The organism is Paractinoplanes tereljensis, assembly GCF_016862435.1.
In the GTDB taxonomy this organism is placed as follows: Bacteria; Actinomycetota; Actinomycetes; order Mycobacteriales; family Micromonosporaceae; genus Actinoplanes; species Actinoplanes tereljensis.
Map to the genome: position 1 here is coordinate 83,562 of NZ_BOMY01000055.1, position 21,020 is coordinate 104,581.

Here is a 21,020-nt window from a genome sequence, read left to right on the forward strand (position 1 = left end):
TGCCCTGTCGCCGTGTTGCTCGGTGGAAGAATTTGACTGTCGCGCATCACGCAAGGGGCTCGGGAGGCATTTGTGAGCAGAAGAAACGCGGAATTTCTGTTAGCGTCAAACCCGTGACCGCTTCACCTTCTGTCGACCTCGTGACCCTCGGCCAACGGCTCCGCCACCTGCGGAAATCCAAGAACATGACGCTCGAGCAGCTCAGTGAAGCGGTCGGAAGAGCGCCGTCCCAGCTCTCGATGATCGAGAACGGCAAGCGCGAGCCGAAGCTGTCGATCCTGCAGGCCATCGCGACCGCCCTCGGCGTACCGATGCAGGATCTTCTTCGTCCCGAGGCACCGTCCCGGCGGGCCGGGCTGGAGATCGACCTGGCGCACTTCCAGCAGGAGACGGCGTACGCGGCGCTGGGTCTTCCGGTTGTTCGCGGCGGCCGCAGGCTGCCCGCGGACGCGTTGGAATCCCTTGTCGGCCTGCACCGCGAGCTCAACCGGGTGCTGACCGCGCAGAGCGCGACGCCCGAGGTGGCCCGCAAGGCCAACGCCCAGCTGCGGGTCAACATGCGCGAGCGCAACAACTACTTCCCGGAGATCGAGGCGGCCGCCGCCAAGGTGCTGCAGTCGGTGCGCTACACCACCGGCCCGCTGTCCCAGCGCGGCATCCTCGACATCGCCGCGTCACTGGGCTTCTCCCTGCACTACGTGAACGACCTGCCCGGCTCGACACGCTCGGTCACCGATCTGAAAAATCGCCGCATCTACCTGCCCCAGGTCGCCAGCGGCAAGGGCCACGACCCGCGCGCGGTGGTGCTGCAGACCCTCGGGCACTTCGTGCTGGGCCACAACGACCCGAACGACTACGGCGACTTCCTGCGCCAGCGGGTCGAGGCCAACTACTTCGCCGCGGCGCTGCTGATGCCGGAGAAGTTCGCGGTGGAGTTCCTGCGGGTGGCCCACGCCGACCGGGCGCTGGCCATCGACGACTTCCGGGACGCGTTCGGCGTCTCCTACGAGACCGCGGCACACCGCTTCACCAACCTGGTCACCCAGCATTTCGGCATTCCCGTGCACTTCACCCGGGTGCACGAGAGCGGCATCGTCTACAAGGCCTACGAGAACGACGGCGTCCGCTTCCCGTCGGACGTGACGGGAGCGATAGAGGGCCAGCCGATCTGCCGAAAGTGGGCGTCCCGAACCATCTTCCAGGCCGAAGACCCATACTCGTCGTTCTACCAGTTCACCGACACCTCAGCCGGCACGTACTGGTGCACCGTCCACATCGAGTCCACCCGCTCCGGCGAGTTCTCGGTGACGGTAGGCACGCCATACGAGCACGCCCGCTGGTTCCGAGGCGGCGACACGACCCGCCGCACGGTTTCCCGCTGCCCCGACCCCGACTGCTGCCGCCGCCCACCCACCGACCTGGTCTCCCGCTGGGCCGGCTCAGCCTGGCCGAGCGCCCGAGTGCACTCACACTTGCTGGCAGCCTTGCCGCCGGGCACGTTCCCCGGCGTAGACAACCAGGACGTCTACGAGTTCCTCGAACGCCGCGCCTAGCCTCTCCGGCTGCACTCGAGGGTTGTGCCGTCCGCGCGCATCACCTATGTCCCACCGCCCAGCGGATCCGAGGCCCGGCGGATCGTCTCCACCCACGATTCCGGCCACCGGGTGCCCTCCGACCAGCGAATCCCGGCCAGCTGCAGCCCGGCGAGATCGAGGTGCGACAGGTCGGCCGCATTGAAGTCGTCAGCGATCCGGTGCAGCTCCACCACATGCCGCCGATCAGCGTCGACCAGGTTGGTGATTTCCCGGAGGCCGAGCCGGGCCGCGAAGCTACGCACCGAGATCCGGGCGGCCACGTCCGCCGCGAAGGCCTCCGACAGCTGACCGTCGAACGGGGCCAGCGCCTTGGCCAGGTTGCGCAACGGAATCAGCTCGCTCCGGCGCAGCCCGGATCTGGTGGTCAGCAAGGACGGGCAACCGGTGCATCGGATCGAGCGGCGTGGGCGCGAGCTCCTCGACTTCGGGCCGGCCTGCTGGTGGCAGCAGACCTGGCCGGGGTCGCACTTCCGGAAAGGTACGGTCTGCACCCGGCTGGACGGGGACGGGCGCATCACGATCTCGGGGCGCACCCTGATCCGTACCGGTCAAGCGGGCCGGACCGAGACGCTGCTGGAGTCGGACGCCGACCTTCTCGCCGCCTATCGGGATCTCTTCGGCGTGGTTCTTGATCGTGCCGTGTCATAGGCAACCCCTATGACCGCGACCCCAAGTTGGCCGCTACCCGGGTGGGTCGGCCGGCCGCAGGCTGAGAAGCGTGATCGTTCTCGTGGTGGGCCTGGCCGCGCTGGCGGGCGGCACCCTCGTGCCGGTGCTGGGCGTCCCCGTATTCGCCGTGGTCGGCGGGGTGCTGCTGAGCCGCGTCGCCAAGCCTCGGCAAGCCACCCTCGACCTGGCGAAAGGGCCGGTTCTGCAGGCCTCGGTGGTGCTGCTCGGGGCGCAGCTGTCGCTCGGTGAGGTCGCCTCGGTGGGGGTTGGCTCGATTCCGGTCATGCTGGGCACGCTCGCGGTCTGCCTCGGGCTTGCCTGGGTGGCCGGGAAAGCGCTGGGTGTGCCGGGTGATCTGCGCACGCTGATCGGGGTCGGCACCGGCATCTGCGGGGCCTCGGCGATCGCGGCGGTCACCCCGGCCATTCGGGCGCGCAGCTCCGACGTGGCGTACGCGATCTCGACGATCTTCCTGTTCAACGTGGCCGCCGTGGTGGTGTTTCCGCCGCTCGGGCACCTGCTGGGGATGAGCCAGGAGGCGTTCGGGCTGTTCGCGGGGACGGCGGTGAACGACACCAGTGCGGTGGTGGCCGCGGCGACCGGCTACGGGCCGGTGGCGGCCGAGCACGCGGTCGTGGTCAAGCTCGTGCGTACCCTCATGATCGTGCCGGTGGTGCTGGCGCTGGGCGGCCGTTCCGGCTGGCGGCAGCTGTCCTTCCTGGGCGCGTTCGTGCTGATGGCGGGCCTGCACACGATCGGGTTCATCCCGGCGGTCGTGTTGCCGGCGCTGCACTGGCTGGCCGTCGGGTGCGTGGCGGTGGCACTCGCCGCGGTGGGCCTGTCCACCGACGTGGCCGCGCTGCGCCGGGCCGGGCCGCGGCCGCTGCTGCTCGGCTTCGTGCTCTGGGTGTCGGTCGCCGCTACCAGCCTTGGCCTGCAGCAACTCACGTAGGATCGAGCACCGATGCCCCTGCCGCCGTGGATCAGCGACCTGCCGGCGCTCGACCTGCTGCTGTCGGTCGCCGAGACCGGCAGCGTCGGCCGCGCCGCTCAGCGGCACGGGATCAGCCAGCCGGCCGCGAGCGAGCGCCTCGCGAAGCTGGAGCGGCGGCTCGGCGTGCCGCTGCTGGTGCGGTCCCGGCGCGGAAGCCTGCTGACCCCGGCCGGACAGGCGGTCGTCGTCTGGTCCCAGCAGGTGATCGAGGCCGCGCACACCCTCGCCGACGGCGTTCGCACCCTGCGGGACGATCAGAAGGCCCGGCTGCGGGTGGCGGCCAGCCTGACGGTGGCCGAGTACATGCTGCCGGCCTGGCTGCTCGCCCTCCGCCGCACCCATCCCGACCTGGAGATCTCCGCCCAGGTCGCGAACAGCCAGGGGGTCTGCGAGGCGGTCCGCGGCGGGGCGGCGGACCTCGGCTTCGTGGAGTCGCCGGACATCCCGGCCGGCCTCAGCTCACGCCAGGTGGGCGAGGATCGGGTCGCTCTGGTGGTGTCGGCGAGCTATCCGCTGGCGGCGCGGGCCTCGCTGAAGATCGCCGACCTGCCGGACCAGCCGTTGCTGCTGCGCGAGCCCGGATCGGGGACCCGCAACACGTTCCTGAACGCGCTCGGCGACGTCGACCTGCCGCACGCCACCAGCCTGGGCTCCACCACGACGATCCTGGCGACGGTGCGGGCCGGCGGCGGCATCGGGGTGGTCAGTGCCCGGGCCACCGACGCCCTGGTGCGGGCCGGCGAGCTGGTCGAGGTGCGGGTGCGCGGGTTGTCGCTGGTCCGGCCGCTGCACGCGGTCTGGCTCGGGGCGGCGCCGACCGACCTGGCGGCCGAGCTGATCGCTAATTCGATTGCCGCCTGAGCGCCGTCTGCGCGATCCTCTTCGCATGTATCGCTGACGGAACCGCCCTCGACTCCTTCGCCCGCCCTGCGGGATTCCTCTCGCGGCATCTCGCCGCGCCTGAGCGGCACCTCGCCGCCGAAGCGCCGCGGCCGCGCTGAAGCGGCACCTCGCCGCACGGAAAGTGAGCAATGGCTTCCGTTCGCATTTTTGCGTCCCCATCCAGCTGGATCGAGTCCGACGCCGTCGACCAGTGCCACCAGGTGGCCGCCCTCGACGGCATGCTGCACGTGGCCGGCATGCCCGATCTGCACCCCGGCAAGGGTGCCCCGATCGGTGCCGCCATGCATTCCACCGTGCTCTACCCGTTCCTGGTCGGCTCCGACATCGGCTGCGGCATCGCGGTCTTCCCGATCTCGCTGAAGCGGCCGGTGCCGGAGAAACTGGCCGCCCGCTTCCCCGACCTGGACCGCTCCCCCGACCCGGACGACCCGGCCTGGGACTTCGTCGGCCGGGACGTCCCGCTCGGCCACCTGGACGCCATCGGCACGGTCGGCCGGGGCAACCACTTCGTGGAGCTGGCCCGGCTCGACGAAACCAAGGACCTGGTGCTCATCGTGCACAGCGGTTCGCGTGGGCTCGGCGAGAGCATCCTGCGCGACCACACCGCGCAGCACGGCGCCGGGCCGGCGGCTTCGCCCGCCGACTACCTGAAGGCCCACGACGAGGCGGTGCGCTGGGGGTCGCTCAACCGGCGGCTGATGGCCGCCCGGGTGGCGTACGCCCTGGGCGCCGTCCCCGAGGATCCGATCGTCGACGAGTGCCACAACTCGGTGGAGTGGCGGGACGGCGGCTACCTGCACCGCAAGGGTGCCGCCAACGGCGACGGCCGGACCGTGCTGGTCGCCGGCACCCGGGGCACCCGGTCCTACCTGGTGGCCGGGCACGCCGGGCCGGAGGCGGGCTGGTCGGTCGCGCACGGGGCCGGCCGCAAGATGTCCCGGTCCGACGCGCTGCGCCGGGGTAAGGCCAAACACACGGTGGCCGAGTTGCGGCGCACCCCGGTGGGCTCGCTCGTCGTCTGCGACGACCGGCAGCTGCTGTTCGAGGAGGCACCGACCGCGTACAAGAAGATCGAGCAGGTGATCGGGGACCTGACCGCGCACGGCCTGGCCACGCCGATCGCCACCACGGTTCCGCTGGTCACCTACAAGGTGGCGCGGCGATGACCGTACACCTGCTGATGTCGGCGGGCCGCGGCCCGCAGGAATGCGCCTGGGCCGTGTCCCGTCTGGTCCTTCGGTTGGAGGCGGCGGCGGCCGACCCGGAGGCCCGGCCCAAGGTCAAGCGGCCGAGATCCCCTACCGCCGCGCTGATGGTCGACCGCCTCGAGTCGGTTCCCGGCGAGCGGGCGGGCACGTTCCGCTCGGTGCTGCTGCGCATCGACGGGCCGGGCGCGGAGGCGTTCGCGGCCGGCTGGACCGGCACGCTGTGCTGGCAGGCGCCCAGCCCCTATCGCAAGGTGGGCCGCAAGAACTGGTACGTCATCTCCGAGCCGTGCGAGGTCGAGGTCCCGTCGCTGCGCTTCGCGGAGGCCGATATCGACTTCGTCGCGGTCCGGACCGGCGGGCCGGGCGGTCAGCACCGCAACAAGGCGAGTACGGCGGTGCGCGCCACCCACCGGCCGACCGGCTTCACCGTGGTCGCCGACACCGAGCGCTACCTGAGCCAGAACCGCCGTATCGCGATCGGCCTGCTCCGGGAGAAGATCTCCCGCGGCATCGAAACCGCAGCCCAGGCCGCCGTCACCGCCCGCTGGCAGGTCCACGACAACCTGGTACGCGGCAACCCGGTCCGGATTGAGCGAGGTTACCTGTAAGAAAACGGCTCCCCGGCGCATTTCCAGGTGACCGTAAAACCTGACTAAGGACGGCTCATCAGTGGCAGACCTAGAGGCTGCAGAGGAGTTCACCGCGCTGTACGCCGACAATCACCGACGCGTGTACGCCTACGCCGTCGCCCGCGCCGGGCGGCCCCTCGCCGACGAGGTGGTGGCGGAGACGTTCCTCGTCGCCTGGCGAAGCTTCGCGAAGATGCCGCGCACCGCGGCCCTTCCGTGGCTGCTCGGCGTCGCACGCAACGTGATCCGGGCGCGGAATCGCGACGAGGAACGGCACCGGCTCGTGGCCGGCGAGCTGCGGGACTGGGCGGCCGAACCGGACATCGCCGACGGCGTGGCCGAACGGTCGGCGGTGCTCACCGCGCTCGCCGGCCTATCCGAGAACGACCGGGAGACGCTGACGCTGATCGCCTGGGACGGCCTGTCGCCCCGGGCGGCGGCGCGCGTCGTGAACTGCTCCACCCCCGCCTTTCTGGTGCGCCTGCACCGGGCCCGCAACCGCCTGGCCCGGGCCGTCGCGGCCGCCGACGAGCTGACCATCGCCAAGGAGCCCAGCCGATGAACAAGCACCCCGACATCATGAAGGTCCTCGCCGAGGCGCGACCGGACCAGTTGGATCCGTCCGGGACGCCGCCGATGCCCGTACCGGTATGGGAGCGGACCGCCCCGGCCCGCCGTTTCCGGGCCGCATTGCTGGTCCCGGCCGGTGCCCTCGCGGCCGTAGCGGTGGCCGTGGTGGTGGCGGTCTCGGTCCAGAAGCCCGCCGGTCACACCCCGGACGCCGCGATGCCGGACCGTCCGCTCACCGCCTCCCAGCTGCTGCTGACGGCGGCCGAACACAGCAGCACCGACGCGTACGGGTCCGGGAAGTACCTGGTCATCCGCACCGAGGACGGCTCGACGATCACCGTGGGCACCGGGACGGCGACCTACGAGATGACGTCCAAGTCCTCGTACGAGACCTGGTTCTCCCGCTCCGGGAAGGAGCCCAACCGGGTGATCTCCACTCGGTTGGGGATGACCCCGCTCACCCCGGCCGACGACGCCGCCTGGCGGGCCGCCGGCTCACCGCACCAGGTGCTGGTCGGCAAGCCGCTGCCGAGCGGGGAGCTCGGGAAGGGCTACCCGGTGAGCATCGACGGCGGGAAGCGACAGGTCGACTCGTACGACGACCCCGAGATCTACGCCTTCGGCAACGACAACGTCACCCTGCGCGACCTGGAGAAACTCCCGGCCGACCCGGCGGCGTTGAAGGCCCGGCTGCTGAAGTCGTTCGACGGCGGTGGCAGCGACATGCCCACCGACAAGCAGGAGTGGCTGCTGTCGGTGACCTCCGGCCTGCTCGTCGACCTGCCGGTCAGCGGCCAGGTGCGGGCGGCCGGCCTCCGGCTGATCGCCACCCTGCCCGGGGTGCGCTCGCTCGGCGCCGTGACCGATCACAGCGGACGCCCGGGGCAGGGCTTCGCCTTCACCACCGGGAACGCCACGTACGGCTCGATCGAGCAGCGGTTCGTGATCGACACCGCCACCGGTCGCGCGCTCGGCCGGGAGACCCGGGTCGTCAAGCCGGCCGGTACGACCGTCCGGCTCGACCCCGGGAGCGTCCTCGCCTACACCGTGGTCCTCGAGCAGAGGACCACGGACGAGGCGCCCCCGAAGTAAGGGCTACCGGTAGCGGAAGACGATCCGGCCGCGGGTCAGGTCGTACGGGCTCAGCTCGACGAGCACCCGGTCGAACGGCAGGATCTTGATGTAGTTCTTCCGGATCTTCCCGCTGATGTGGGCCAGCACCGTGTGCCCGTTCTGCAGTTCGACCTTGAAGTTCGCATTACGCATACATTCGAGGACGGTGCCCTCGAGCTCGATTCCCTTGGCTGTTCTTGGCATAGCTCAGCGCACCACCAGTTCGAGGTTGCTGCCGGTCCGCCGGGCATCGAAGCCCTCGAACAGCGCGGTGGCGGCAACGTTGGATTCGGAAACCTCGGCTGAGGCCGTGGTCTTGCCGACGCCGTGAAGGGCGCCGAGTGTGTGGGCCAGCAGCGCCCGGCCGATGCCGCGGCGCTGCTGGTCGGTCCGGACGGCGATCAGCCCGATCCGGGGAAGCCGGGTCACCATCGCGACCCGCAACAGACCCACGTAGTGCCCGTCGACCGCGGCCACGGCGTATTTCGACAGGTCGAGCGCGGGCGGGACGAAGATCTCGGCCGGCAGGTCCGGCCATCGTTCGGCCCGGATCGCCCGGTCCAGGGCGACCAGCGGGGCCTCCTCGGCCCGGCCGAAGGCCTTGATCGTCACGCCGGTCGGCGGCAGGGCGTCGTCGGGGGCGGTGGGTACGGTGTACTCCCACTCCCGGCGCCGGACGGTGAAGCCGGCTCGCAGCCAGCGGGCGGTCAGGTCGAGGTCGGTCTCGTCGACCAGGGTGTGCAGCGGCCGGGGCAGTTCGGCCAGCATGGCCTCGGCCAGCCGGTCGAAAGCCTCGTCGCTCCAGGCGTCGATGCTGACGAACAGCCGCTCATCGGGCCGCCGCGACACCTCGCCGCGGCCGACCACCAGGTCGTCCTCCAGCGCGTGCCACCGGCCGTCCGCGACGCGTGCGAGAAGCACGGCGTGGCGGGACTTCAAAGGGTTCATAGTTTGGTGCCTTTCGGGATCGCTCTGTCGGGGCGCTCCCGGCGGCACCTAGATCAGTGCCGGCCCGTGACGACGAGGGGAAGCGCCCGCTTCGGACAAACGTTCACGGGTCTCACCTCCTCGGTTGGTGCCACGGCGTCATGAAAGGTACCAGATCACCCCAGGTACAGCCACGCCAGTGCGGCGATCAGGGCCAGCAGGGACAGCGCGGCCAGGATGATCAGCAAGATCAGCAGCCAGGTCCAGCTGCGTTTGCCGGGCTGTTGCTGGGCGATCATGGGCGGGGCCAGCCGGGCTGCCTGCGGGCGGGCCGGCTGCAGCTCGATGCCGCAGCGTTCGCAGCGGATCCGGACCGGCTCGTTCGGGTAACCGCAGTTGCGGCACTGCGCCTGGCCGCGCGGCGGGGCGCCGTAGTTGCTGGCCGGGAACTGCCGGGTCACGGTGCGGGGCACCTGCTGCGGAACCGCCCGGATGCCGGTCTCGTCGACCCGCTCGTTGGGGCTGCGCGGGATGGCCTGGGCCTGGGCGTCGTCGGTGCCGCCGCCCTTGCGCAGGAACATCAGCGGGTAACCGCAGTTCTGGCACAGCTGGTCGCGGTCCGGCATCACCGGGTTGCCGCAGTCGGGGCAGGGCATCTGCCGGACCTGGCCGTACATCTCAGGCATTGTCGTCTCCACTGCCGGGTGGGCGGGCGCGCCCGCGCGCGGGCTGCGGCTGGAAGCGGACGTCCAGCTGGATCTTGGCGCCGAGCGGTAGTTCGCTCTGCAGGAACGCCATCACCTGTTTCTCGGTGAGGTGGCCGGTGTGGTCCATCTGGACGACCACCACCGGGTCGGGCGCCGGCACCTGGTCGTTGCTGCCGAAGATGCCGCCGGCGTCGATCACGGTGACCCGGGCGCCGGTGGCCGCCTGCAGCAGCGCCTCCACGCCGTACCGGGTGCCGCGCCAGCCGAGCAGCTTGCCGACCTCGCGCACCAGCGAGCGGCGGTACTCGGCCGGGTCGGTGGGCTCCAGCATGACGCCCAGCCAGGAACCCAGGTAGGCGAGCATGTCGGGGCTGGCCAGGCCGGTGTCCATCTGGAACTCGATGGCGTCGATGCGTTCCCGGACGGTGTCGTGGGTCTGTTCGAAAGCGGTCACGAAGTCGCGCAGCACCGGGTCGGTGGCCATCACCCGGGGCAGTTGCTCGACGAGCCACCCGTCATGGCCGGTCATTGCTGGACCACCACCCGGTGCTCGTACGACATGAACAGCGCCTCGGGCAGCAGCCGCAACCGCTGTTCGACCTGGTCAAGGGTGCGTTTGCGGCGCAGGTCGGCGGAGAAGAAGTGGACCGCCTCAACCCCCTGAACCCCGAACGACCCATGCAGTACGCCGTAGACGTCGCCCAGGCGCAGGTCGGTGTCGAACGGCCAGCCCTGCCCACTCGGCCCACCGGTCAGCGGGTTCAGGTACTCGTAGAGGGCGCGCTCCGCGCGTTCGCGCACCGTCTCCGTGCGTACCCCCGGAGCAGCCCGCACCTCCGCGACCACCTTGACCCCCTGGTAGCGCGGCGCGTCGATGCGCAAGCGCATCGTCAAAAGCCGGCGCGGTTCCAGATAGGCCTTGATCGTCTCCTCCAGCTCCTCGGAGATGGCCAGGTCATCCAAGGTCAAATTCTCCGGAGCAACATCAACCCGGGGTACGACGAGCAGGCGCGCCGGGTCCGACGGGTTGTCCGGTGGCAGGCAGCGGGCCCGGGCCACGCTCGGCGCCGCGTCCAGGGTGAGCCGTTCCACGTCCTCGGCGGTGACCGCCCGCCGGCCGCCACGCAGCAGCATCGGGCCACGCACCTTGGCATTCTCCACCGTCTCGGCGTCCACCCCACCGGCCGACGGGTCGAGGTTCGTCACCCCGGCCACGAACGGGATCGAGGTGTGCAGCACGGTCAGCCGGTCGGCCGGCACGTTGCCGCGCCGCCCGCCGCCGAACCGGTAGCCGGTCACGTAGATCTGCGCGTCGATCGGCGGGATCGCGCCGTGCTGCCACACCTTGCCCTCGCGGTCGAGCACCCGCGGCCCGAACCGGATCTCCCCGGTGGCGCCCGACCAGGTGAAGACCTGGTCGTCCTCCTCCGCGTCGGACAGGTCGGCGACCTCCATCCACTCCTGCTCCTCCGGCTCGCCGGTGCGCTCGTGGCGGGGCAGCACCACCCGGACCGTCTCGTCGTGCCGGCGCGGCAGCACCGGCACCCGGCGGACCTGGAAGACCTGGCCGGGCCGGCCGTTGCTGGCGCCGAGCAGTTCGGACGGGGCCGGTTCGGCGTGGTGGGCCGGGACCGCGCCGCCGAGCGAGACCGCGGAGAGCTGCTCGAGGATCGGCGGGTTGGTGTAGTCGGGCTGCCCCTCGACCGGCCGCACCAGGCGGCAGCGCAGCCAGAACGCCCGCTTCGAGCCGATCGCGAGGGCCTCGTGCCGCATCGGCAGCAGCAGGGTGACCTCGCCGGTGGAGTTGAAGCCGGCGCTGGTGTCGTCCAGGATCCGGACGTTCTTCCAGGCCGTGCCGTCCCAGGCCTCCCACACCCGGGGCGGGCGGCGCGGGTCGACGCCGGCGCCCTCGGGGCCGGTGGTGACGTCCAGGCGCAGCAGGTTGCCGGCCGCCGATTCCTGCAGCCCGAAGTAGACCGCCTCGTCGACCTGCAGCGTCGGGAACAGCTGCACCGACGCGGCCTCGCGGCGCAACTCCTCCCAGTGGTCGGCGTAGCGGTCGCCGGTGTGGGTCAGGCAGGCGATCAGCTTGGGCGGGGTGACGAGCAGTTCCGAGTCGGTGAGGAAGACGATCGGTGCCTCGTCCTCCCGGCGCTCGGTGCTGACCTGGGTGCCGGCCGGCACCCGCACCACGTCCTCGCGGGCCGAGGTGAGCCGGAACAGCAGGTCGGCGCGGGCCGGCACGGCCGAGAACAGCTCCACCCCGACCAGTTCGAGGAACTTCACGTAGAGCCGGTCGGGGACCTGGTTCAGCCGGTACAGCGTCATCTCGGTCATCCACGCGAACAGCTCGATCAGCGCCACGCCGGGGTCGGAGACGTTGTGGTCGGTCCAGTCCGGGCAGAGCCGGTTGATCCGCCGTTTCGCCTCGTCGACGATGTCCTGGAACCGGCGATCGTCCAGGTCGGGTGCGGGCAGACTCATGGCGCCGGCTCCTCGGTGGGAATCGTGTAGAACGGAAAAACCAGATTTCGTACGTCGTTTGTCGACCGCACCCGGTAGGCGACCGTGATGTGCACCGTTCCGGTGGCCTGTTCCCCGTCGGCGTCCACGGCTTGCAGCTCGATCCGCGGCTCCCAGCGTTCGAGGGCCTCCTTCACGGCCTGCTCGATGAGGCCGAGGGTGCCCGCGGTGAGCGGCGCGAACAGCTGCTCCCACATGGCGCAGCCGAACTCGGGCCGCATCACCCGCTCCCCCGGCACGGTGGACAGGATCATCCGGATCGCCGCGTCCACCTCCTCGGTGCCGGTGACCAGCCGCACGCTGCCGTTGCGGTTGATCGCGGCCGGGAACGCCCAGCCGTTGCCGATGAAGTCGTCGCCGGCCATCACGCCACCAGCACGTCGGGCGACCCGGCGCTGATCACGCTGGTCGGCGCGTCGACCGGGTCGTTGCAGGTGGCCACCTGGTCGCCCATCCGGGCCAGGGGTTTGCCGTTGACCAGCACGGTCGGCGAGCCGATGATGACCCGCCCCTGGTTGGTCGGCGGCTTGCTGAACGGCGACGGCGGGATGTGCGGCGGCATGTTCTGCGCGATGCTGCCCTGGGTCGCGGCCGGAAGACCATTGATGAGTACGTCGGTGGAGAGGCTGAGCATCAGCTGCCCCGCGAACGGCAGCGGGGTGGGGGTGGGCACCGGGCCGCCCGGCGACGGGACCAGCAGGATGTGGATGTCGGTCCCGGTGACCGGGTCGTTCTGGCGTGCGGCCGGCTGCGGCATCGTCGGCCCCTTCAGTTCAGCTTGATCGGCTTGCCGGACGCGGTCAGCGGCCCGGACGCGGTGATCTCGACCTGGGCGCCGCTGAGCGTCAGCTTCGACGTCGCCTTAATCTCGATCTGGGTGGCGGTGATGACCAGTTTCTGGTCCCCGGTCAGCGACGACTCGGACTCCGCCAGCTTCAAAGAGCAATTCGACCCGCCGAGCAGCACGTCGATCTCCATCTTGTCGTCGTCGAAGACCAGCCGGGAGTCCTTGCGGCTGACCAGCATCCGCTGCTTGACCACGCCGCCGGAGAGCGCGCCGGGCTCGGGCGGGTTGTCCCGCCGGTTCCACAGCCCGCCGAGAACCACCGGCCGGGTGGTGTCGTCCAGTTCGAACCCGATCAGCACCTCGTCGTCGACCTCGGGGATCCACTGCAGGCCGCGTTCCTTGCCGCCGCCCGGGGTGGCGATCCGCGACCAGGCGCTCTCGTCGTCCTGCGACAGCGTCGGGAACTTCACCCGCACCCGGCCCAGCTTCTCCGGGTCGTCGTTGTTGGTGACGATCCCGACCACCAAGCCGGACCAACCTTGTTTCTCCGGCGTCTTCACACTCGTCAGATCCGCGATGCCGGCCGGCTCTTTCCCACCGCAGACGAACCGCGTGAGATAGGGGCGATTTGCACCATAGGTGTGCTCCACCTGGGTCACCCGGTAGTCGCCGGTCATCCGCGAACCGACGCCCTCGACGTGCACCTTGGCGCCGGCGCCGATCAGCGGGTCGCCCATCGCCTCGCCGCGCAGCACCACCTCCTCGCCGGAGGCGCGCAGCAGCAGCGACCCGGCGAGGGCGTCGGCTTCGGCCTGGTCGGTGACCGGGAACTGGCCGGCGTTGCGCTTGGTGCGCCCGAACGCGCGCCGGGCCGCGTCCGACATCTCCTGCCCGGCCGGCGCATCGGTGCCCAGCTCGGTGCGGTCGGACCGCCCGGTGATGGCTTCCTTGCCGAGGTGGTCCCAGCCGCGGATCTCCACCTCGTCGGAGCGCTCGGCGGCGGAGAACCGGGTGGCGAACTTGGCCAGGTTTTTCCCGTAGGTGAGCTTCGGCGGGGTGGCGGTCGAGCGCGGTGCCTTCTTGAAGTAGAACTTCTTGTCGCTGACCCACACGTCGAAGCCGATCCGGGCGGCCCGCCGGCGCAGGAACGCGTAGTCGGTCTCGCCGGCCTGCAACACGTAGTCGTGGGCGGCGCCGGTGGCGTCCACATCGGCGTCCAGGCCGTACTCGCCGGCGATGCGGGAGGCGATGTCGGCGTCGGTGACCCGCTGGAAACTGCGCGACTTGGGCACCCGGGCCAGCCGGTGGGTCAGATCGAAACCGGACAGGACCAGCTCGTGCCGCCCCGAGATCCCCGGCTCCACGCTGATCGCGGTGATCTCCCCCGAGGTGACCACGACCGGGTCGCCCTCGGCCCGGAAGGCGATCTCCACCCGGGTGCCGATGGTGAACGTGCCCTTGTCGAACAGCTCGAAGTGCGGGTCGTCGAAGTGGATCGCGAAGTAGTCGGGCAGCTGCACCGACTCCTCGACCCGCACCAGCGCCAGCAGCGGATAGTTCTCCGGCGCCAGCGGCCGCCCGTCGATGGTGAGCTGGGCACCGTCGAGCCGGCGTTTCTGCTCAGCCACGGCGGCGCACCGGCAGCTCAGGGATGACCAGCAGGGTGCCGGCGGCCAGCGCGAGCGGGTCGACGATGTTGTTGGCCTCGGCGATCAGCCGCCAGCGGGTCGAGTCGGCGTAGTGCTTGGCGGCCAGCCGGTCCAGCGTCTCACCGTGGTGCACCCGGTGCACGGTCTGCAGCGACGGCGTGTGCGAGGTCGGGTTCTGCAGGGGTTTGACCTGCTCGTCCTCGTACTGCTTCAGCGCCAGGTCGGCCTTGGCCCGCAACGGCATGCCGCTGGCCGCGAAGTAGGTGAACTTGAGCGTCAGCCGCTCGACCACGGCCTTGAACGACTGCAGCGGCCCCCAGTGGAAGGTCACCCACGGCGGCCGGAAGTTGTTCCGGTTCTTGTCCGAGGCGGGCAGCTTCGCGTCGACCGCGACCAGCTTCATCAGCTTGTCGGTGTGCAAGGTGACCGAGGTGCCGGTGTCGGTGGTGTCCAGCGTGATGCTCAGCGCGAGCGTGCCCGGCTGCCCCGCCTGGAAGCGCAGCAGCGGCGCGTTGGCGCCCTTGTTGTCGGCCCCCTGCCAGGAGGCCGACTTGGTGATCGTCAGCTCCGCCGGATTGAACAGGAACGGGATGACTTCCTTCAGTTCGGTCCGCAACTCGGCCTTGGCCGGCGCGCCGGCAACTCCCGCCATCAGAACTCACCCACCATCTAAAATCTCATCCATCAGAAGAGGCCAGCCCACCGGCCACCGCGCCGCTCGATCTCCCGCAACAGCCGCCGCTCCACGATCTCCACCACCTGGTCGGCGTCGAGCCCGGCCTTGGCCGCCCCCGCCGCCTGCCCCACCGCCGAAGCCGCGCCACCCACCACATCGGAAGCGGCCGCGCTCACGGTCGACGCTGCTCCCGAGGCCGCCTCCTGCATTCCCGAGGCGGCGCTGCCCGCAGCCCCTTGCAGTCCCGAGAACGCGTCCCCCGCCGCCCCTTGCAGGCCGGAGAAGGCGTCGCCGGACAGCCCCGAGAAGGCACTCCCGACCGGGCTGGCGGTCGCCTCGATCACCGCCGCCCGGGCCGCCCGGGTAGCGACCTCGCTGACCGCGCCGAGTCCGCCTCCCACCGGAAGCGAGTCGACAATTCCCGCACCCGTCGCAGCGGCTTGTTTGCCGGCGGAGAGGGCCTGCCGCTCATCGTCGTCGAGCAGCCCGGAAACCCCGTCGAGCAGGAACCGCGGCCGCCGCACCGGGCTGCGCGTGTGCATGAGCTCGTGCGCCAGAACGGCCGAAACCGCCGGCCCGGACGGCGGCGCGGCCGGCAGGTGCACGACGGTCCCGGTGGTCGCACCCAGCGCCCCCGCCGCCGCAAGCGCATGCCGCGTGTTGGGCCCGGTGGTGAACAGCGGCGGCCGAGCCCGCCCGGTAAGCGCCGACGCCATCGCATGCAGCGCCCCGGGCAGGGCCCGCGGCGCTTCCAGCGGCCGCGCGGCCACCGCCGCTTCCCACCGTTCCCGAGGACTTTTCCGTACGAGGTCAGCGACGTCCCCGCCACCCATCCGATGCCCCGCCGCCGGACTGGCCGTGAACGCCCCACTGGGGTCCGGAACACTGCCGGGCGGCGCCGTGGCCGCCCCGAGCACCCGCAGCCCGGCCGCAGACTCCGGATTGCTCACCTCAGGCCCGGCGTTGGGCCGCCCGGCCAGCGGCACGCCATGCCCGCCAAGCGCGCCCGCCCCGCTCCCACCAGCGAGCCCAGCCCCGCCGCCCGCACCGCCAAGACCACCGGCGCCTCGGCCCCGGCCCGCGGCGATGCCGCTCGCGGAGCCTCCGGCGCCGCCAAGCTGTGCCGCGCCGAATCCCGCCTGGCCGGCGCCGCGCGCGCCAACGCTGCCAAGCCCCGCACCGCGAACGCCAGCGCTACCGAGCCCCGCGCCGCTGACGCCGGCGCTCCCCGGCCCCGCACCGAGGGCGCCAGGGCTGCCGAGTCCGGCCAAGCCGAGGCCAGCACCGCGTAATCCCAAGCCGCCTGCGCCGGACCCGGCGCCGAGGTAGCCGGCTCGGCCCGCGCCACGGTCGGCGGCGCCGCCAATGCCACCGCCGGAGTCGGCAGTGGAACGGCTGCCGCCAGAGCCGCTTCCGGCTCCGCCTGGCGCACCCGCGCCGCGCCGCCCGACGGCGCCCAGCCCGAACGGCACGAGGTCGTCGAGGTCTGACCAACTGACGTTCGGCCCGCGCTCGTCGGCTCCAGACCCGGTCGCGGTTCCAGGCCCGCCAAGCCCTCGTCGCCCAAAACCGCTGGACCCGGGCCCGGTCAGCCCGCGGCCGCCCGGTCCGTGCTCGCCAGGCCCGCCCGATCCGAGCCCGCCAGATCCGTTCGCGCCGAGCCTGCCCGGTCCGTGCCCAGCGCGGCCGGCAGGGCCGCTCGACCGGAGGTCGGCGGCCGCGCGGTCTCCGTGCGGGAAACCGGCCGGGTCGTGCGCCGAGTGGTCGCCGTGCCCGCGCCCCCGATCGTGCCCCGTGGCACCGGCACGCCCACCACCGCCCGCCGACCCGGCCGGAGCTGTTTGGCCTCCCTCGGACATCCCAGCACTCATCCCGCCCGCAAACCAGGTGCGCACCCGCATCCGATCCGCCAGCCCGGCCGCGACGGAGATGTCCGTCGGCTCGCCGCCCGCGGATCCTGGCCGCCCAGGACCGGCGCCGGATAGCCCGGCCGAAAGCCCGCCCGGGCCCATGGCCAGCTCATGTCCGGGCCGAACGTCCGGCCCGGCGGACGGCGCACCGATCAGCGGTCCGCGCCCGCGGGTGTCCCGTGGTGTCCGGGCGAGCATCCGCTCGCGTGCACCGGCCCCGACCGCGCCGGGGCCGGGCAGCCTCGTCATGTGCGGTCCGGAACCGGCCCGCCGGGTGCCGGAGTCCGGCTTCCCCTGGACGGTCAAGTCGGCCGTCATCCTCGCGCTTGCGGTCCGTAGGGACCGGTACCACCTGAGCACCGACCACGAGGTACGCACGCGCAGACCGCCGGACAGGCCGGAGCCGACCGACGGACCGGCCGGGCGATGCGCGAAACCCGCCGCCTGCCCAGCGGCCCGGCCGACGGAACCGACCGACGGACCGGCCACCCGGCCGGTCTCGGCGGCCCGGGTGGTGGAACCGGTCAGCCCCGGTCGCAGGGACCGGGGCAGCAGGCGGGCCAGGAAGCGGGCGGCGCGGCGGAGGGGCCGGGGGCCGTCACTACGGTGAGGTGACGGTGAAGCCACTGTGGCACACCTCCAGCTCCTCGATGGCCAGGTCGCGGGAGGACGCGGCCAGGCGCGGGCCGGTCCACTTCACCGGCTTGACGCCGATCAGGGACCAGGTGCGGTAGGGCTTGCCGGTCTGGTAGAGGACGCTGATCGAACCCGTGACCGGGGCGACCTTGTTCTGCTTGCCGGTCAAGCCCGCGCCGGAGAAACCGGACAGCCAGGTGAACAGGGCGTCGGAGTTGGTCAGGCCGCGCTTGAACACGATGTTCGGCCAGCGCATCCGGCCGAGCAGCTTGTGTGTGTACGCGTTCTGACCACCCTCCGGCAGTTCCTCCACGTCGATGGACACGGCCAGGCCGGTCACCTCGGTGAACTGGCCGATCTCCAGGTCACCGATCTTGAAGCGGAACTTGCCGACGAAGGGCGGTCGGAGGTTTCTCTCGTCAGCCACCTGCCACTCCTTGCCATGCGCGTTCGTTCAGGCCGCCCACCTCTCGCAGGAGGCGGATCCGGTCGCCGTGTTCCAGGTCGAGCAACCGATCGAAGTCCCAGTGCAGGTGATAGGCCAGGAAGGCGATCTCCTGCCAGAGCTCGTCGTGCGCGTAGTGCCCTAACCCACCCCCACTGACGTCTGCGGGAAAGGGGCGCCGGGCTCCAGCGCCTCGAGGATGCTCGGGTCCTGGAAGTTGACGATCCGGTACAGGTCTTGCAAGTAGGAGAAATCCGAGACGAACAGGGACTCGATCGTCTTGGTGGTGACCCGCGCGACCGAGCCGAGCTGGATCACCACCCGGGCGAGGACGATCACCGTCGCGTACGCCTCGTTCTCCTTCACGCGGCCGTCGCGCAGCGGCTCGATCTCGTCGCGGGCGCAGGCCAGCCGCATGACGCCGGTCTTGTGCAGCGTGCCGTCGTCGTCGACATAGCCCTTCGGCAGCGTGAAGGGAAACTCGGTCTGTAGCCCGCTCATGCCCGGTGAAGCCCTTCGTGGGTGATGGTCACCTTCTCGGTGGCGACCTCGTTACTGCCCGCGTCGAGTTCGGCGCCGGTCCACTTGGAGACCCAGCCCTTCTCGAAGTTCCAGCGGGCGACTTCCTTCTTCACGGAGTCCTTGATGACGATCGAGCCGTCCCGGCGGGCCGCGTCGACGTCACCGTCCTCGACCTGCTTGCGCCATTCCCACAGCGCTTTCGACTCGTCGATCCGGCGCTCCAGGGTGATGTCGCTCCACTTCATCGCCCCGGGAACCTTCCGGATGATCATCTTTCCGTCCTTGGTGGCTTCCTTGTACTCGATGGTCTCGGTCTCCGACTCGACACCCGAGCACTTCCGGAAGCTCGCCATTTCGACTCCGCCGATTTCAAGAACGAAGTTGAAGGTAGTAGACAAATCAGGCACGGAGGCCTCCTAATCACTCGGTTGCGGCTCCGCCGCCCTGCCACTGGCTGATCCGGAAGATGACGAACTCGGCCGGCTTCACCGGGGCGATGCCGATCTCGACGATGAGCTTGCCCTCGTCGACCGAGGACGCCGGGTTGTTGCTCTCGTCGCACACCACGTAGAAGGCCTGCTCGGGGGTGGCGCCGACCAGCGCGCCCTGCTGCCAGAGGCCGCGCAGGAACGAGGTGATGTTGCGCTTGACCCGCTGCCACAGATCGAAGTCGTTCGGCTCGAAGACCGCCCACTGGGTGCCGCGCTGGATCGACTCCTCGATGAAGTTGAACAGCCGGCGCACGTTGATGTAGCGCCACGACGGGTCGGTCTTGGCCAGCGTGCGGGCGCCCCAGATCTTGGTGCCGTAGCTGCCGAAGGACCGGATGCAGTTGACCCCTTCGGGGTTGAGCAGGTCCTGCTCGCCGGCGGTCACGTCGTTCTGCAGGCGGACGATGCCGCGCAGGGCCTCGTTGGCCGGTGCCTTCCAGACGCCGCGGGTGCCGTCGGTGCGGGCCCAGACGCCGGCGACGTGCCCGGCCGTGGGAACGGTCAGGTAGAGCTCGCCGTTCGTGGCACCGGGCCGGGCCAGCGGGTTGGGGACCACCACGTTCGGGTAGTACAGCGCGGCGAACGCCGAGTCGCGGGCCAGCCGGGACCGCCACTCGAGGGCGCGGGTCGCGTTGAGGCCGGGCGGCGTGTCGAGGATGGCCATCTTGTTGTGGCTGGCCTCGCAGAAGTCGATCAGCTGCTTCTGGGCGCCGAGGAACATCTCCTCGTCGATCGAGCCGTCGTCCTTGGTGGCCACCGTGACCAGGTCGGGGATGGCGACCATGGTGACATTTTCGGCGATGGCGAGACCCTGGTAACCGGTGCGGTCGCTCTCGTTGCCGACCAGGTCGGCCGGGGTCACCGACTTGGTGGAGACCGGCGGCGCCTGCAGCGTGTATCGGCCGGCGGCCGGGGTGCGCTCGGCCAGCGACGCGCCCTGCAGGGGCTGCACCTCGATGCGGACGAACTTGGAGCGGTCGTTGACCGTCTTCTCCACCGTGCGCGCGCTGCGGCCGCTGAACTGCAGGCCGCTCAGCTCCTCGCGGAGTGCGCCCTCCTCATACACCCGCAGGGTGTACTCGCCGCTGCCGTTGCTGCTGGTGCCGCCACCCTCGCCCTCGCCCTCGGCGGGCGGTGCGGCGGCCGGCGGGACGACCTCGACCTCGAGGTTGGCGCCGGACTGCACGGCGGACAGCTGCAGGCTCGGGGTGCCCGGGTTGTCGGCGCTCGGCAGGGTCAGCGTCGGCTTGCCGCGGCCCGCGGTGTTGCCCTCTTCATCGGTGGTCGGGATGCGGCAGATGTAGGCCTTGCTGCCGCCGTTCTCGAAGAAGCCGCGGACGGCATGCGGGAGTACGGCGCCGCGCACGAAACCGCCGTAGATCCGCTCGTACTGCGGCCAGCTGGTCACCAGCTGCGGTTTCACCCCGTCGGGGTCGGTCGGGTCGCCCTGCTCGATGTCGTATCGCTCGGTGAAACCGACGAACGCGGCAACGGCGGTGCCCACCCCCTCGATCGGTATGGACCCGCTCGGTTGCTCTTCGATGTAGACGCCCGGTGCTCCGTACGACGCGGCCATGAAGTCTTCCCCCTGTCAGGCCTGCACCGCGCTGGTCAGCAGCGCGGGGTCAAGGTCGGATTCGTAGAACTCCCCGTAGTGCAGCGGCGGGAACACGCGCATCATCGGATGCCGCGACGAGCAGGCCACGACCTTCACCCGCGGGAACCGGTGCACGATGACGTGCACGAGCGCGCCGGTGCTGACCTTGTCGAGGTCCAGCACGATCACGTCGGGCAACGCCTCCAGCAACCGGTCGAGCACGTCGTCGCCGTCGGTGTCGACCAGCTCGATGCCGTCAACCCGCAGGATCTGCTCGAGGCCCAGGCGGTGCAGGGCCTCGAAGTCCCCCATCAGGACCCGCGTCATCGCCTCACCTCCACGGTCTCCGCCGAAGAGAGCGTCTCTCGCGTCTGCCCGCGGGCATAAGGTGCGGCGGTGCAGCCATTGGTGCACCGATGCTTCCGGGGACTTGCCCGCCACGACGACGGCATTCGATGCTGGGGGCCGG

Annotated in this window: 25 protein-coding genes and 1 pseudogene; 9 read left to right on the forward strand and 17 right to left on the reverse strand. The window is 71.0% G+C overall.

Annotated features, from left to right (window positions below; genetic code table 11):
- Positions 1-113 precede the first annotated feature (113 nt).
- Positions 114-1,553, forward strand: coding sequence for an XRE family transcriptional regulator (locus tag Ate02nite_RS43055; protein ID WP_203813738.1), 1,440 nt, complete (start codon positions 114-116; stop codon positions 1,551-1,553).
- Between the two features lie 44 nt (positions 1,554-1,597).
- Here Ate02nite_RS43055 and Ate02nite_RS43060 read toward each other — a convergent pair whose 3' ends face one another.
- A complete protein-coding gene (locus tag Ate02nite_RS43060) occupies positions 1,598-1,966 on the reverse strand; it encodes a hypothetical protein (RefSeq protein ID WP_203814004.1) in 369 nt (122 codons plus the stop codon).
- Between the two features lie 13 nt (positions 1,967-1,979).
- Here Ate02nite_RS43060 and Ate02nite_RS43065 point away from each other — a divergent pair, with 13 nt between their 5' ends.
- The 7 genes from Ate02nite_RS43065 to Ate02nite_RS43095 all read left to right on the forward strand — a co-directional run bounded on the left by Ate02nite_RS43065 (position 1,980) and on the right by Ate02nite_RS43095 (position 7,660).
- Positions 1,980-2,243, forward strand: a complete 264-nt coding sequence (locus tag Ate02nite_RS43065; protein ID WP_239148127.1) for an arylamine N-acetyltransferase — start codon at positions 1,980-1,982, stop codon at positions 2,241-2,243.
- 70 nt (positions 2,244-2,313) lie between these two features.
- Complete coding sequence (locus Ate02nite_RS43070; protein ID WP_239148128.1) at positions 2,314-3,216, forward strand: YeiH family protein; 903 nt, start codon at positions 2,314-2,316, stop codon at positions 3,214-3,216.
- Positions 3,217-3,228: 12 nt separating this feature from the next.
- A complete protein-coding gene (locus tag Ate02nite_RS43075; RefSeq protein WP_203813740.1) occupies positions 3,229-4,119 on the forward strand; it encodes a LysR family transcriptional regulator in 891 nt (296 codons plus the stop codon).
- A 170-nt stretch (positions 4,120-4,289) separates the two neighbouring features.
- Positions 4,290-5,327: an RNA ligase RtcB family protein gene (locus Ate02nite_RS43080; RefSeq protein WP_203813741.1), complete on the forward strand. Its 1,038-nt coding sequence runs from the start codon at positions 4,290-4,292 to the stop codon at positions 5,325-5,327.
- Positions 5,324-5,977 carry a peptide chain release factor-like protein gene (locus Ate02nite_RS43085; RefSeq protein ID WP_203813742.1) on the forward strand — a complete coding sequence of 218 codons (654 nt, stop codon included), beginning with the start codon at positions 5,324-5,326 and terminating at the stop codon, positions 5,975-5,977. Before Ate02nite_RS43080 ends, Ate02nite_RS43085 begins: the two co-directional genes overlap by 4 nt.
- Positions 5,978-6,038: 61 nt before the next feature.
- Positions 6,039-6,560, forward strand: a complete 522-nt coding sequence (locus Ate02nite_RS43090) for an RNA polymerase sigma factor (RefSeq protein ID WP_203813743.1) — start codon at positions 6,039-6,041, stop codon at positions 6,558-6,560.
- On the forward strand, positions 6,557-7,660 hold the full coding sequence (locus Ate02nite_RS43095; protein WP_203813744.1) for a CU044_5270 family protein: 1,104 nt from the start codon (positions 6,557-6,559) through the stop codon (positions 7,658-7,660). The genes Ate02nite_RS43090 and Ate02nite_RS43095 overlap by 4 nt, the downstream gene beginning before the upstream one ends.
- 3 nt (positions 7,661-7,663) lie before the next feature.
- Here Ate02nite_RS43095 and infA read toward each other — a convergent pair whose 3' ends face one another.
- The 10 genes from infA to Ate02nite_RS43145 all read right to left on the reverse strand — a co-directional run bounded on the left by infA (position 7,664) and on the right by Ate02nite_RS43145 (position 15,900).
- Positions 7,664-7,885 (reverse strand): translation initiation factor IF-1, encoded by a 222-nt coding sequence (infA, locus tag Ate02nite_RS43100; RefSeq protein ID WP_203813745.1) that lies wholly within the window; start codon positions 7,883-7,885, stop codon positions 7,664-7,666.
- A 3-nt stretch (positions 7,886-7,888) separates the two neighbouring features.
- Complete coding sequence (locus tag Ate02nite_RS43105; protein WP_239148129.1) at positions 7,889-8,629, reverse strand: GNAT family N-acetyltransferase; 741 nt, start codon at positions 8,627-8,629, stop codon at positions 7,889-7,891.
- Positions 8,630-8,784: 155 nt separating this feature from the next.
- Positions 8,785-9,294: a zinc-ribbon domain-containing protein gene (locus tag Ate02nite_RS43110; protein WP_203813746.1), complete on the reverse strand. Its 510-nt coding sequence runs from the start codon at positions 9,292-9,294 to the stop codon at positions 8,785-8,787.
- Entirely contained in the window at positions 9,287-9,844 is a 558-nt protein-coding gene (locus tag Ate02nite_RS43115; protein WP_203813747.1) for a phage tail protein, read from the reverse strand. The genes Ate02nite_RS43110 and Ate02nite_RS43115 overlap by 8 nt, the downstream gene beginning before the upstream one ends.
- Positions 9,841-11,799 (reverse strand): putative baseplate assembly protein, encoded by a 1,959-nt coding sequence (locus Ate02nite_RS43120; protein ID WP_203813748.1) that lies wholly within the window; start codon positions 11,797-11,799, stop codon positions 9,841-9,843. The genes Ate02nite_RS43115 and Ate02nite_RS43120 overlap by 4 nt, the downstream gene beginning before the upstream one ends.
- The gene (locus Ate02nite_RS43125) at positions 11,796-12,203 is read right to left on the reverse strand and encodes a GPW/gp25 family protein (protein WP_203813749.1); all 408 of its coding nucleotides are present in this window, start codon (positions 12,201-12,203) and stop codon (positions 11,796-11,798) included. The genes Ate02nite_RS43120 and Ate02nite_RS43125 overlap by 4 nt, the downstream gene beginning before the upstream one ends.
- Positions 12,203-12,595 (reverse strand): PAAR domain-containing protein, encoded by a 393-nt coding sequence (locus Ate02nite_RS43130; RefSeq protein ID WP_203726471.1) that lies wholly within the window; start codon positions 12,593-12,595, stop codon positions 12,203-12,205. The genes Ate02nite_RS43125 and Ate02nite_RS43130 overlap by 1 nt, the downstream gene beginning before the upstream one ends.
- 11 nt (positions 12,596-12,606) lie before the next feature.
- A complete protein-coding gene (locus Ate02nite_RS43135; protein WP_203813750.1) occupies positions 12,607-14,253 on the reverse strand; it encodes a VgrG-related protein in 1,647 nt (548 codons plus the stop codon).
- Complete coding sequence (locus tag Ate02nite_RS43140; RefSeq protein ID WP_203813751.1) at positions 14,246-14,926, reverse strand: CIS tube protein; 681 nt, start codon at positions 14,924-14,926, stop codon at positions 14,246-14,248. The genes Ate02nite_RS43135 and Ate02nite_RS43140 overlap by 8 nt, the downstream gene beginning before the upstream one ends.
- Positions 14,927-14,958: 32 nt before the next feature.
- Entirely contained in the window at positions 14,959-15,900 is a 942-nt protein-coding gene (locus tag Ate02nite_RS43145; protein ID WP_203813752.1) for an eCIS core domain-containing protein, read from the reverse strand.
- 39 nt (positions 15,901-15,939) lie between these two features.
- On the opposite strand from Ate02nite_RS43145, the gene Ate02nite_RS43150 reads away from it, so the two are divergent.
- Entirely contained in the window at positions 15,940-16,242 is a 303-nt protein-coding gene (locus Ate02nite_RS43150; RefSeq protein WP_203813753.1) for a hypothetical protein, read from the forward strand.
- A gap of 1,219 nt (positions 16,243-17,461) precedes the next feature.
- Here the strand turns inward: Ate02nite_RS43150 and Ate02nite_RS43155 are convergent.
- The 6 genes and pseudogenes from Ate02nite_RS43155 to Ate02nite_RS43175 all read right to left on the reverse strand — a co-directional run bounded on the left by Ate02nite_RS43155 (position 17,462) and on the right by Ate02nite_RS43175 (position 20,878).
- The gene (locus tag Ate02nite_RS43155; RefSeq protein WP_203813754.1) at positions 17,462-17,923 is read right to left on the reverse strand and encodes a phage tail protein; all 462 of its coding nucleotides are present in this window, start codon (positions 17,921-17,923) and stop codon (positions 17,462-17,464) included.
- A pseudogene (locus tag Ate02nite_RS49910) lies at positions 17,916-18,065 on the reverse strand (DUF6760 family protein); the annotation flags it as partial. The gene Ate02nite_RS43155 and the pseudogene Ate02nite_RS49910, both read right to left, overlap by 8 nt.
- Positions 18,066-18,082: 17 nt before the next feature.
- Positions 18,083-18,442, reverse strand: coding sequence for a hypothetical protein (locus Ate02nite_RS43160; protein ID WP_203813755.1), 360 nt, complete (start codon positions 18,440-18,442; stop codon positions 18,083-18,085).
- Positions 18,439-18,870 (reverse strand): phage tail protein, encoded by a 432-nt coding sequence (locus Ate02nite_RS43165; protein ID WP_203813756.1) that lies wholly within the window; start codon positions 18,868-18,870, stop codon positions 18,439-18,441. The genes Ate02nite_RS43160 and Ate02nite_RS43165 overlap by 4 nt, the downstream gene beginning before the upstream one ends.
- A gap of 13 nt (positions 18,871-18,883) precedes the next feature.
- Positions 18,884-20,530 (reverse strand): phage tail sheath family protein, encoded by a 1,647-nt coding sequence (locus Ate02nite_RS43170; RefSeq protein WP_203813757.1) that lies wholly within the window; start codon positions 20,528-20,530, stop codon positions 18,884-18,886.
- A gap of 15 nt (positions 20,531-20,545) precedes the next feature.
- Positions 20,546-20,878, reverse strand: a complete 333-nt coding sequence (locus tag Ate02nite_RS43175; RefSeq protein ID WP_203813758.1) for a helix-turn-helix domain-containing protein — start codon at positions 20,876-20,878, stop codon at positions 20,546-20,548.
- Positions 20,879-21,020 lie beyond the last annotated feature (142 nt).